Annotated in this window: 10 protein-coding genes; 2 read left to right on the forward strand and 8 right to left on the reverse strand. The window is 68.6% G+C overall.

What is annotated here, in order from left to right; genetic code table 11:
• Nucleotides 1-10 precede the first annotated feature (10 nt).
• The 6 genes from CN97_RS10615 to CN97_RS10640 all read right to left on the reverse strand — a co-directional run bounded on the left by CN97_RS10615 (nt 11) and on the right by CN97_RS10640 (nt 7,201).
• Nucleotides 11-1,336 carry an NAD(P)/FAD-dependent oxidoreductase gene (locus CN97_RS10615; protein ID WP_084684101.1) on the reverse strand — a complete coding sequence of 442 codons (1,326 nt, stop codon included), beginning with the start codon at nt 1,334-1,336 and terminating at the stop codon, nt 11-13.
• A 39-nt stretch (nt 1,337-1,375) separates the two neighbouring features.
• Complete coding sequence (locus CN97_RS10620; protein ID WP_084684102.1) at nt 1,376-2,023, reverse strand: ATP-binding cassette domain-containing protein; 648 nt, start codon at nt 2,021-2,023, stop codon at nt 1,376-1,378.
• A complete protein-coding gene (locus CN97_RS10625) occupies nt 2,016-2,747 on the reverse strand; it encodes an ATP-binding cassette domain-containing protein (protein ID WP_035710889.1) in 732 nt (243 codons plus the stop codon). Before CN97_RS10625 ends, CN97_RS10620 begins: the two co-directional genes overlap by 8 nt.
• The gene (locus CN97_RS10630; protein ID WP_035710891.1) at nt 2,747-3,571 is read right to left on the reverse strand and encodes an ABC transporter permease; all 825 of its coding nucleotides are present in this window, start codon (nt 3,569-3,571) and stop codon (nt 2,747-2,749) included. The genes CN97_RS10625 and CN97_RS10630 overlap by 1 nt, the downstream gene beginning before the upstream one ends.
• A complete protein-coding gene (locus CN97_RS10635) occupies nt 3,568-4,545 on the reverse strand; it encodes an ABC transporter permease (RefSeq protein ID WP_035710894.1) in 978 nt (325 codons plus the stop codon). The genes CN97_RS10630 and CN97_RS10635 overlap by 4 nt, the downstream gene beginning before the upstream one ends.
• A 1,117-nt stretch (nt 4,546-5,662) precedes the next feature.
• A complete protein-coding gene (locus tag CN97_RS10640) occupies nt 5,663-7,201 on the reverse strand; it encodes an ABC transporter substrate-binding protein (RefSeq protein ID WP_035710897.1) in 1,539 nt (512 codons plus the stop codon).
• A gap of 183 nt (nt 7,202-7,384) precedes the next feature.
• Here CN97_RS10640 and nikR point away from each other — a divergent pair, with 183 nt between their 5' ends.
• The gene (gene nikR / locus CN97_RS10645) at nt 7,385-7,879 is read left to right on the forward strand and encodes a nickel-responsive transcriptional regulator NikR (protein ID WP_084684117.1); all 495 of its coding nucleotides are present in this window, start codon (nt 7,385-7,387) and stop codon (nt 7,877-7,879) included.
• 4 nt (nt 7,880-7,883) lie between these two features.
• On the opposite strand, the gene CN97_RS20655 is transcribed toward nikR, so the two are convergent.
• The gene (locus tag CN97_RS20655) at nt 7,884-8,021 is read right to left on the reverse strand and encodes a hypothetical protein (RefSeq protein ID WP_156969584.1); all 138 of its coding nucleotides are present in this window, start codon (nt 8,019-8,021) and stop codon (nt 7,884-7,886) included.
• Nucleotides 8,022-8,357: 336 nt separating this feature from the next.
• Between CN97_RS20655 and CN97_RS10650 the strand changes: the two genes are divergently transcribed.
• Nucleotides 8,358-9,614 (forward strand): AGE family epimerase/isomerase, encoded by a 1,257-nt coding sequence (locus CN97_RS10650; protein ID WP_035710900.1) that lies wholly within the window; start codon nt 8,358-8,360, stop codon nt 9,612-9,614.
• 562 nt (nt 9,615-10,176) lie between these two features.
• On the opposite strand, the gene CN97_RS10655 is transcribed toward CN97_RS10650, so the two are convergent.
• Nucleotides 10,177-12,456: a penicillin acylase family protein gene (locus tag CN97_RS10655; protein WP_035711257.1), complete on the reverse strand. Its 2,280-nt coding sequence runs from the start codon at nt 12,454-12,456 to the stop codon at nt 10,177-10,179.
• Nucleotides 12,457-12,473 lie beyond the last annotated feature (17 nt).

Here is a 12,473-nt window from a genome sequence, read left to right on the forward strand (position 1 = left end):
CCGCCCGCGGTCAGCGTGCCTCCTCCTCCTTCGCCTCCCTCTCCTCCTGATCGGGGTTTCCGGCGGTGGTCGTCGTTGCGGTGCCCTGGGTGATGAGACGGGAGCCACGTTGATTGCGCAGGTAGATCCAGAGCCAGCTTAACGCAACGCTCAGCCGGTTCCTGACGCCGATCAGGAAATAGATATGCGCGATGCCCCAGATCCACCATGCCAGCGCGCCTTTCAGCTTCCACTTGCCGAAATCGATCACTGCCAGCCGTTTCCCGATCGTGGCGAGGCTGCCTGCATGATGGTAGGAGAACGGCCCCGGCAGTGCCTGCCCCCGAAGGCGGGCGGAGATCACATCGGCCACATAGCCGCCCTGCTGCTTGGCAGCCGGGGCAATGCCCGGCACCGGTTTGCCGTCCGATATGACCGCGGCGGTGTCACCGATCACGAATATCTCCGGATGCCCTTCCACCGTCAGGTCAGGGCCAACCTTGGCACGACCCGCGCGATCTGTCTCCGCCCCGACCCACTGGCCCGCGGGAGAGGCGCGAACCCCCGCCGCCCAGATGACCGTGTCGGCAGGCAGGCGGGTATCACCGAATGTCACCCCCTCCGCGTCGCAGGCAGTCACTGGCTGTCCCAGCACCACCTCCACCCCCAGCTTCTCCAGCGCGCGCGCGGTATAATCCGACAGGTCTTCCGGGAAGGTCGGCAGCACCCGCGGGCCCCCTTCGATCAGCACGATGCGGGCGGAAGCGGGGTCGAAGCTGCGGAACTCCCCCTCCAGCGTTTTCCGTGCGACCTCTGCCATGGTGCCGGCCAGTTCGACGCCGGTCGGCCCGGCCCCAACCACGACGAAGGTCAGGAGCGCGCTCCTGCGGACAGGATCCTCCTCGCGCTCCGCCCGCTCGAAGGCGAGCAGGAAGCGGCGGCGGATGGTGGTCGCATCCTCCAGCGTCTTCAGGCCGGGGGCGTCCTCCTCCCATTCGTCATGGCCGAAATAGGCGTGTCGCGCGCCGGTGGCGAGGATCAGCGTATCGTATCGCACCCTGCTGTCGTCATCGAGCAGGACCTCCCGCGACCCGGTATCCACGCCCTGCACATCGGCGAGCAGCGTCGTCACCTCATGCCTCTCGCGGAGCAGGTGGCGGATGGGCCAGGCAATTTCGGACGTGGTGAGCGCTGCCGTCGCGACCTGATAGAGCAGCGGCTGAAACAGGTGATGGTTGCGCCGGTCGATCAGCGTGATGCGAACCGGCGCCCCTTTGAGGCGCACCACCGCCTGAAGGCCGCCGAAGCCGCTCCCGACCACGACCACATGATGTTCCGCTGTTCTGCCCGTCGTCATGTCCTCTCCTTGCAGTTCGAAAGCTTCAGATAGAACAGTTCAGGAAAAAAGCTGCCGGCAGCGACGAAAGTAATGCGCCACACCCCCCGTCCGCAGTGCCGCAGGGGGTGGGAGGCAAAGCCGCTCCCCGGCGATCCGGTCCAGCAGGGGGGCGTCGTGGCTGATGGCAAGGATGCCGATCCCGCGTGCGGAAGCCACGGCGAGGAGCGCCCGCCAGATCCGCGCCTGCGCCACGGGATCGAGCGGGGCCGTGATCTCATCGGCGACCAGATAGGCGGGCCCTGCCGTCAGCGCGCGCAGCAGGGAGACGCGCTGCAACTCTCCCCCCGACAGCTCGTGCGGGAAGCGCTCCGCCCAGTCGGACCGGATGCCGAGCGCGGCGGCCACGGCGGGGTCCGGCCTGCCCGCCTCCGCCACGATCCGTGCGATCCGCCAGCGGGGGTTCATCGCCTGTCCCGGCTCAGGGTGGAGATACTGCACCGCGCCACGGTGCGGCGCCCGGCCGTTCAGCAGCACCTCCCCACCCACCGGGTGATGCAGCCCGGCGAGGGCGCGGCCGAGCGTCGTCTTGCCCGAGCCTGAGGGGCCTTCGACCCCCAGCACATCACCCGGTTGCAGGCGAAGCGACAGGCCACGGATCAACGGTGCACCGCCATGGGAGAGTGCGAGGGCGCGGGCCTCAAGCATCGGCCAGAAACCCGTTTTCCGGCAGCGCACGCCAGAGCCTTTGGGCGGTCGGCGACAACCCATCCCCCGCGCCCATGAAGGCCCGCGCCGGTTCCACTGCTGCAAGGGCCCCCTTCTCCATCACGGCCACCCTGTCGGCGCGGGCGAGGGCCGGAGAGAGATCATGCGTGATGAGCAGCACAGCCGCACCCCGCTCTGCCTCCGTGCGGAGGCGGTCGAGAATGACATCCCGGTGGTGCGGATCCAGACCCGCCGTCGGCTCATCCGCCACGATCAGCCCCGCCTTCTGCGCCAAGGCCGCAGCCAGCATCACACGGCGCGCCATTCCGGTGGAAAGTTCATGCGGGCGAAGCGGCGCCACCCCTGCCGCAAGCCCTACCTCCGCCAGCGCCGGGGCAACTGCCGGTCGCCGCCCGGCGCGGTCCGCAGCGCGCCCGATCTGCCGCCCGGCGGAGGCAAGCGGGTCGAGATGCGCCGTGCTCTGCGGCAGAAGCGTCGCCCGCCCGCCAAGGCGCACGTGCCCTCGCAAAACCGCGTTGGCGGGCAACAGGCCGAGGATTGCATGGGCGAGGATGCTCTTGCCCGCACCGGAGGAGCCAATGACCGCCAGCACCTCGCCCGGGCGGAGCCGGAAGCTCACGCCCGTCAGGCAGGGCTGTTCCACCTGCCGGAAAAGACCGCTGTAGCGGCGGAAACTCACCGAAAGGTCCGACACGTGGAGCATCAGGTCTGGCCCTCCCGCGGATCCGTCAACCGCTCCGCCGCGGAGCCGAGCGCATCGAAGGCCAACACCATGGCCAGCAGCCCGAGACCGGGAAACACCCCCAGCCACCAGCGCCCTGCCGAGAGATGCCGCATCGCCTCTGCCAGCATGACACCGATAGCAGGCCGCGACGGCTCCAGCCCGAAACCGAGGAAGGTCAGCCCCGCTTCGTGCAGGATGGCATGCGGGAACATCAGCAGGAACCCCACCAGCATCTGCGGGGCCAGATGCGGCAGGATATGCTGGTGCAGGATAAACAGGCGGGAGCGGCCGAACCCGCGCGACGCCTCCACATACGGGGCGGCCTGAAGCTGGAGCAGTTCCGCCCGCAGGATACGCGCGAGCCGGGGCCAGTGCGACAGCGCCACCGCCCAGATGACGGCCCCGGTTCCCCCGCCGAAGGCGAATGACAACAGCAGCAGCAAAAGCAGATGCGGCAGCGCGAGCATGACATCCGTCACGAATCCCGCCGCCCTGTCGGGCCAGCGTCCCAGAGCAGTGGCACCGGCCATCAGCACCGCGATCACCACGGAAATGCCCGCCGCCAGCAGCCCGATGCGCAGGCTGAGCACAAGGCCGCTGAGCACCCGCCCGAACATGTCCCGCCCCATCGCATCCGTGCCGAACGGATGCGCCAGCGACGGGGGCAGGTTCCGCTGTCCGAAATCCGCCACTCCACCTGCACCCGGAAGCAGCGATGCCGCAATCAGTCCGAGCAGCAGGAAGGCCACCACAACTCCGGTTGCCGCTGCCCGCGCCCGCCCTGTGATCACACCAGAGTTCATGGTGTGTCCCTCCGGATGCGGGGATCCACCAGCCGGTAGAGCAGGTCGGCCACGGTATTGGCGCTCGCCACGACCGCCGCTGTGACGAGCGTGATCGCGAGGAGCAGCGCGACATCCCCCTCCAGGCCCGCCTGCACCGTCGCCCGCCCCAGCCCCGGCCAGGCAAAGACCTGCTCCGCAAGGATGGAGCCGCCGAAAATCTCTCCCGTGGACGCGAAAAGGATGGTGATCGCAGGCAGCGCCGCATTGGGCGCGCCATGGCGCAGGAGGATATCCCACCGCCCTGCCCCCTGCGCGCGGGCGAGCAGGACATGATCGCTCGCCAGCACGTCCACCAGCTTCGCCCGCACATGCAGCGCCACCTGCGCCACGCCGAAGAGCGTCAACACGGTGAGCGGCAGGATCAGGTGTGCAAGGCGCAGGGCGAATGTCACTGCCTCCGCAGGCACGCCGATCGGTCCCGCACAGCACACCGGCGTCCAGCGGAGCACGACGGAGAACAACAGAAGGAGCAGCATGGCCAGCCAGAAGGTCGGCGTCGCGGCAAGCAGGTAGCAGTATGCCTTGATGAGCCTGTCCGGCCATCGCCCGCGCCAGCCTGCCGCCACCAGGGCCAAGCCGAAGCCGAGCAGCCCCGACAGCAGCCATGCCCCGCCGGCGAGCAGCGCGGAGGGGCCGAGCCTTGCGCGCAGCACCTCGGCGACCGGTGCATTGAAGCTCGTGCTGAAGCCCCAGTCTCCTGCAAACAGGTTACGCGCCCAGTGGAGGAACTGCTCACCCGCCGGTCGGTCCAGTCCCCAGCGGGCGGCGATCTCCGCCTTCCTCTCCGGCCCCAGATGGGCGATCGCGGGGCCGAGATAGGCATCCACCGGATCAACGGGAGAGATCTTCATCAACAGAAACGCGGCCAGTGCAACGGCCAGCAGCACCGCAGGCAGCCTCAGAAGCGGCCAGATGAGACCGCGTCCCGTCATGCGCGCAACCGTAAAGCCGGGACGCTGCCATGCGCCGCCCGCGCGGGACGCGTAGCCGAAAGCGCCCGGTTCATCGCCGCATTAAACCGGTTGAAACGGACGGCGGCGGGTGTGCCGTAGCTCCCCCGGCGGTCAGACGGACGGGGGGCAGGCGGGCGGGAGGCAGACGGGCCGGAGGCGGGCGCAGCAAAAGCCGGCCGGGGCGCGGCAGAACCGCCAGAGGCCGGGATGACGATGCGAACGGAGCATCGGCCCCGTGCGGGATGCACCAACCTCACCGGGGATGGGAGGGAAGGGTCACCATGGGGCGCGCTTTCATGGTGGTCCGGTCTGCGCTTCGGCTGGGAGCGCACGGCCGGCCCAGGTGGGGCACACGTGTCTGACGGGAGACAATGTGAGGTTTGACCATGCGCGCCCAGTTTACCCGACCGCAAACTTCCGGGCGCAAGACCGCGAGGCAGGCAACCAGTGGACGCGCCGAGACCACGAGCTGCCATAGGGGCGGAGCGACGGGGAGCGCGCGAATTGGCACGATTCACGCCCGGTCCGCAGGTGTTCCGGCAGAGGGGCGTAGCGGGGGAATCCCCCCGGCAGAGGAGGATCACACCGCGGGCAGCGCTGCGGATCAGACGAAGAGGGGCGACGTAGCTGAAGGAGCGACCTGACGGATCGCTATAGCAATGTGCGAAGTGACTTCCGTGCGTGCGCTGGCGGGTATCCCGTGTCGGAGGACTGACGGAACATGGCCTCCGCGCGTCGCGGCGGCGGCATATGGAGGAGCGGCAGCACGGAGCGCCGCCCGTTATCACCGCGCGGGATGAGAGTTCGGCTCCATAGGCGCCGTCATCCGCCGGCCCGCAACTCACACTGCCACCGAGGGAAACGCCCGCGCCGCTCCATCGGTGGGTGTTTGAAGGGTCGCAGGGTGATACTTCGCGTTCGGATCCTCTGCAGCGCGACGGGAGGATAGCCGTCCATCCGAGACATGATGGTCGCAGCATTTCCGGATGGTCCGATGGGGTCCTGCTGATGGAGCTCCGGATATTCCCTGACCTCCCGGTGATCACCCCGTCGGCGGTTCTCGCCCCCTTGCGGCCTTGAACATATCCGCGAGCCGTCATTCGCAGGTCCAGCGCCATTCGGCGATACCCGCGGTGATCGGCCAGCCATGGCCGTGGGGTTCCACCTGCAGCGGGCCAAGGTCGAGGCAGTTATCGATGAGATAGACATGATCGAGATTAACCAGCCACGCCCATGCATTATCGCCCGCCATTCCGTAATGCTGCGCGGCCTCCGCCCAGAACGGATAGGACGCCTCCAGGCTTTGCGCCGCCTGCGCCCGATCAAACAGGGTATCCACCTCCGGGTTGGCATAGAAGGTCGGGTTCAGATACTCCATCCCCTGCAAACGCCCGGAATAGAGGGCATAGACCTGATAGGGCGAATGGCTGCCGAAGCCAAAGACCACGGGTTCCGCATGCATGACGCGGCCGATGCTCTGCCAGCTTCCGCCCTTTGCCACCGCGGCAATCCCAAGCGGGCGGAGGAGTTCGACCACCGTTTCCGCCAGCGCCTGCCGTGTCGCATCGCTTGCGGGATAGTTGATGGCGAATGCCGCGCGTGTCCCGCCCTTGACGCGGATCCCGTCCGGCCCGGGCAGCCAACCTGCCTGCTCGAGCAGGGCAAGTGCCCCGTCTCCATCTCGGGCGAACGGAGCCTCGCCCCCCCAGGGCAGACCATCGGCGGGGCCGAAGGCAGGCGTGCCATGCCCCTCCAGAGCCACGTCAACAATCAGCTCGCGGTCGAGCCACAGGTTGATCGCCCGCCGGATCGCCGGGTCTGCGGTCACGGCATTGCCGATCTGCCGCCCCGCCTCCTCACGCGGGGGGGTGAAGGGCAGGCTGATGCCCCGGTTGTCCACCGTGCGCGCGGCGATGGAGTGGAAGCCCGGCGGCACCGCCCCGGCAAGCTGTGCGGGGACGGCGACCATCTGCGCGGCCCCCGCCTGCGCCGCAGCCAGCCCGCCATCGGCGCCGGTGAACAGGAAGGTGATCTGCCGGAAGGCGGGCTTCTTCCCGTAATAGTCATCGTTCCGCGCCACGATGAGCTGTCCGCCCTCCGACCAGGACACGAAGCGGTAGGGCCCCGACCCGACGGGAGCACGTCCATAGCCCGGCCCGTAGCCTGCTTCCGGCACGATGCCGAGGCTGTAGAACGTCTCCGCAAAAGTGATCCATGGGCGTGAGAGGGTGAGGCGGAGCGTGCGGTCATCCACCGCCTCCGCCCCCTCCATCACGGAGAGGTCGAGCGGGCCCGCCGCCTCTCGCGCGGTGCGGAAGGTGAAGGCCACGTCCTGCGCGCGAACGGGGCTGCCGTCGCTGAACCGTGCATCGGGGCGAAGGGTGATCGTCCAGACGCGGCGATCCTCCGAAAGCTGCCACGCCGTCGCCAGATCAGGAAGGGTCTCCAGTGCCGGGCCACGCTTCAGCAGGGTGGACTGGAAGAGCGGGTTGCCATAACTGCCCCAGCCCGCCATCGGATCGAAACCCGTCTCCGGCTCCCCACCGATCGCCAGAACCAGATCCTCCCGCGCGGGTGCCATGCCGGCAGTCACAACAAGGGGTATGAAAAGAGCGATGAGGAGCTTCTGGCGCATGGATCCCCGTTGACCTGTAAAGTGTCGCCGACCAGATCGCGCAACGATCCCTGCGCATTGCGCTGGAAACGGTCATCGCAGTCAGGTTGTATGACGTATTCAGGAAAAATGCCTACTGCAAGCCTCGTGGAACCGGCAAGCGGTATCCGCTAGACTCCGCGGAAGAATTGGATGGAGGCGGTGATGCAACGGGTGACCATGACAATCGACGCAACGCAGCTTGCCACGCTCGATGCCTATGCCAGCGCGCGGGGCTACTCCAGTAGATCGGAGGCGATGCGCGACATTCTTCGAGAGGTGGAGGCGCGGCAGATCGCCAAGGAAGCGGAGGGCAGCTGCTTCGCCACGCTCACCTATGTCTATGAGCATGAGACGCGGGAACTCGCACGGCGGCTCACCGCGGCGCAGCACGACCATCATGATCTCTCCGTTGCGGCGCTGCATGTTCACGTCGATCAGGATGATTGCCTTGAAGTGGTTGTCCTGAAAGGCGCGACGGCCGAGGTCCGCGCCTTTGCCGATGCGGTGACAACCCAGCGCGGCGTGCGGGCGGGAAACCTGCATGTGATCGCCCCTGCGCGACGGGCCTCCCCCGGTGCCCCGGTTTCGCCGCGCGGAACATCCGCCGGGCATGACCACGCGCCCCCTGCAGAGGCAGCGGATGGCAGGGAGTTGTGAAAGGTCAGATGGCGAGGCTGGAGTAGAACACGTCAGAGATGTCGGAGAGATGCCGGCCGGGGGTCGCCGCGAGCCTACCTCGCCATTCCCCCACGCCAAGACCGAGCACCGTCGACGCCATCCCCAGTTGATAGCGCGCCACGCCAGTAAACACCCCTGTTCACCGCCCGGTCCATGCCCGCGACAAGCGCGCCCCTATGCCGGGCCTTCCGGCTCACGGACCATGCGCTCCGGGAAAACGATCCGCGTTCCATCCGCGCGGGCGGCGTTCCCACCGTGCCATCTTATTCTACTGCCGTCTTTCCATACAAGCGGGCGGTCCAGAGGGATTGCCCTATGTACCCGGAGCATCAGCCCAGACCTGCCCCACAACACCCGCGCCTTCGCACTCGCCAGGTGGGCGCCGGGAGTCCACACATGGACCGACCTTGGCGCCCGATTATACTGTGCGTAAACTGCTGCCTGGAGGGCACACCCGATGTCCCGTTCCCCGTCGCCGCCAGATTGGCTGGACCGTCTTCCCCATCGCCGCTGGCTGGAGCAGGAGGCTCAACGACTGCTGGATTTCTCCAAGCCCTCGCGCGTGAGCGACGGCTTCGTCGCGCTGGACAGTCGCGGCCGCGTGCCCCCCGGTGCGGTGGCTGATACGGTCATCACCGCGCGGATGACCCACTGCTATGCGCTGGCCGCCTTGCAGGGTATCCCGGGTGCCGAGGCGCTGGTGGCGCATGGTGTGGCGGCGCTCAACGGCCCGCTTCGCGACACCGTCAACGGCGGGTGGTGGGCCACGGCGGCGGGAGGCGGACGCAAGTTCGCCTATCTCCACGCCTTCGTGGCGCTTGGCGCGTGTTCCGCCGTCGCAGCGGGGGCGGAGGGTGCGGAGGCGCTGCTGGCGGAGGCCGCCAAGGTTCTGGAAACCCGGTTCTGGTCCGAAGAGGAGGGCGTCCTTCGGGAGAGCTTCGCCTCCGACTGGAGCGGAGAGGAAGATTACCGCGGTGCCAACAGCAACATGCATGGGGTGGAAGCGATGCTCGCTCTGGCCGATATCGCTGGCCAACCGTTTTGGCGCGACCGTGCGCTCCGCGTGGCCGAGCGCCTCATTCACGGCGCAGCCCGGGCCAACGGCTACCGCCTGCCCGAGCATTACGGACGCGACTGGTCGCCGATCCCAGACTACAACATCGACCGGCCCTGGGATGATCTCCGCCCCTTCGGCACCACGCCGGGGCATGCGATGGAATGGGCGCATCTGCTGCTGAAGCTGGAGGCGGCGCTGCTCCGGCAGGGCGCCGCGCTGCCGGCATGGCTTCTCAGCGATGCCGTCGCTCTCTTTGACACCGCCGTGGCAGACGGCTGGGCGGCAGATGATCTGCCGGGGCTGGTCTATACGCTGGACTGGGCAGGGCGGCCCTCCATCGCCAACCGCGCGCACTGGGTGCAGGCGGAGGCTGTCGTGGCGGCGGCAACCCTCCACCGCAGAACGGGGGAGCTGCGGTTCGAGACATGGTATCGGCGGCTTTGGGACTACATCGACCTCACCTTGATCGACAGGCAGGCGGGCGGCTGGCTGCATGAGGTGGATGCGGCGGGAAACCCGACGGAGCGGATCTATCGCGGCAAGGCCGACCTCTACCACGCCTATCAGGCGCTGCTCGCCCCCGTACTACCGCTTGCACCCTGCTACGCAGCGGCTCTTGTTGAACTGCCTGCGCCCCGTGACCCCTTTCGCCCATAGCGGGCAGCGGGCAGCGGGCAGCGGGCAGCGGGCAGCGGGCAGCGGGCAGCGGGCAGCGGGCAGCGGGCAGCGGGCAGCGGGCAGCGGGCAGCGGGCAGCGGGCAGCGGGCAGCGGGCAGCGGGCAGCGGGCAGCGGGCAGCGGGCAGCGGGCAGCGGGCAGCGGGCAGCGGGCAGCGGGCAGCGGGCAGCGGGCAGCGGGCAGCGGGCAGCGGGCAGCGGGCAGCGGGCAGCGGGCAGCGGGCAGCGGGCAGCGGGCAGCGGGCAGCGGGCAGCGGGCAGCGGGCAGCGGGCAGCGGGCAGCGGGCAGCGGGCAGCGGGCAGCGGGCAGCGGGCAGCGGGCAGCGGGCAGCGGGCAGCGGGCAGCGGGCAGCGGGCAGCGGGCAGCGGGCAGCGGGCAGCGGGCAGCGGGCAGCGGGCAGCGGGCAGCGGGCAGCGGGCAGCGGGCAGCGGGCAGCGAACGAAATCTCACCTCCTAAGAAGGTGCAACCCTGAACCTTGCCGTGTAAACACACCCCCGGTGCTCAGCCGAGCAACTGACGAAGAGGTTCGCGAGGTTGTGCATCATGGGTGGAGCACGATACGCGCCTCCGTCGCTGCTGCGATAGCCTGGGTGGTGTAAAGGAGCGGGTGGTAACGGCCGCCGTGCCAGTCCGCCTGCAGGTCGCCGTAGTGGGCGGTTCCCGGCACGCCGGACTGGCCGGGGGTATTCACGAAGCGGCTCTCGTCCCAGTTGCCGACGTCGATCAGCATACGGACCGAAGGGCCTGTTGTTACTTCCAGATCCCCCGCGCGATAGGCGGCGTAGTTCGGGCTGGCGCTCGACCCGCCAAGCGGCAGCGGCGCAAAGGACCAGTCCCCCGGCGCCAGCCTGTGCAGCGGATGCCGGAGCGTCAGGCGGTGGATGTCACCCCAGCGCCAGCGCGCGGGATCCTCCCCCATCAGCGCGGCACAATCGTCCCAGGCGCGCTCCAGGCTTGCCACGACGATATCCGGGAGCGGCCGTGTCTCCTCCAGCCAGCGGGCAAGGCTCGGGATGTCGTAAGGCGCGAGGAGCGGCAGCACATCCTCCGACGCGCCCTCCTCTCGCGCGATGGCGGGGCCGAGATGACGGGAGAGCCAAAGCTCCACCAGCGCGGCAGCACCGCTTCCGGCCCCCAGATCGCCATCGAAACCGTCGAGCAATGCCGTTACGCGCGGGGACAGCGCCCCTCGAGCCGTCCCCAGTGCGCGGACAGCCCTGAGTGCGGAAAGCGCCATCGTGTCGGTCTGCATCGTGGCGCAATCGTCGAGCGTCACACGCTCGTTCTCCGCCAGGGCACCGTTCAGGCGGTCATGGCGCGAACTGTCCAGCCACTCGTATCCTGGCCATACCCCTTGCCAATCCTCCGGCACGTTCATGGCATTGGCCGTCGCGATGAAGCCGCGGGAAGGGTTGACTTCGACCGGACCGTCGTCTGGCCTGACAAGGCCTCGCCATTCGTGGCTTCCGTCGCCCGGTACGGGCAGCAACCCCTCCCACCCGTCGCGGATCGGCGCGGCGCCGGAGGGCTTCCACACGATATCGCCCTGCGTATCGGCGTAGATATGGTTCACCGAGGGGCAGCCCCAGCCCCGCAGCGCGGCCAGATAGTCCTGATGCGAACGGGCGCGCATCACCGCAAGGCTCGCCATGTAGGGGGCCGTTCCCGGCTCCGTCCAGACGGTGCGCAGCGCATAGGCCCGGGTGCCGTCGCCGTGCAGCACGGGACCGTGGCGGGTGAAGTGCAGCGTGACCTTCTGCACGCCATGGCCTCGGACGGGAATTTCTTCCTCGACGCTGCGCATCCGCTCCCACCCCTCGCCGTAGCGGTAGAGCAGCGGATCGTCGGGATGCAGGTCATGGACGCAGAGGTCTTCCTGATCGTGGCCATAGATGGTCAGACCGAAGGCCGCCGAACCGTTGTGGCCCATCGAAATGCCGGGTACCATCGCCTCCCCCGCCCCGATGGCGTCAAAGCCCGGCATGGTCAGGTGGACGATGTAGCGCACGGAGGGGAGCGTGTGCGTGCGGTGCGGGTCGAGGCAGAGGATCGGCCGCCCCGTCGCCGTCCGCGCGCCGGAGATCGCCCAGTTGTTGGAACCTTCTGCGGTAGCGATACGGTCGATCTCGCCGAGGGGGGTCGGCCGGGCCCAGAGCGGCGCCTCCGCCAGCGTCGCGGAAAGACGCTCGGGCGAGAAGCTGACCGGGCTGACTGCCAACAGGAAATCGCGGATCACGCGGGCGGAGATGAGCGACAGATCCACCACGGGGTCCGGCACCACACGCGGCTCCAGATCCTTGCGCAGCAGGTCGAGCCGGGCGCCCTTCTCCACCCCCGCCAGCGCCATGACCCGCGCACGCAGCACCTCGGACGTGACATTGCGGGTCAGCGAGTGGCTGCGCACCCGCACGACATCCTCCGCCTGCCAGCGGGAGGGGCTATTGCCCAGCAACGCAAATTCCGGCGGCAGCGCCAGATCTCCCGCCAGCACACCATCCACGTAACTGTTGATGCCCGCCGCGAACGCCGTGCAGATCGCCTCTGCATCCGGCCCGTAGGCCGCCCATTCCGCCGCCATGTCGCCCCGGTAGAGCAACAGACGGGAGGCGCGGTCCTGTTCCAGATAGCCGGGACCGAAATCCCCCGCCAGCAGGCCGAGCCCGCGTTTGCGCGCAAGGTCGATCTGCCACAACCGGTCACGCGCAGCGTTCCAGCCCTGCGCGAAGAACAGATCGTCCTGCGTTTCGGCGCGGATATGGGCGATACCCCAGCGGTCGATGCGGATCTCGACCTCTCCCGTCAGGCCGGAGAGGCGGTGCATGGTGTCTTCTGGCATTG

The organism is Haematobacter massiliensis, from assembly GCF_000740795.1.
GTDB lineage: Bacteria > Pseudomonadota > Alphaproteobacteria > Rhodobacterales > Rhodobacteraceae > Haematobacter > Haematobacter massiliensis.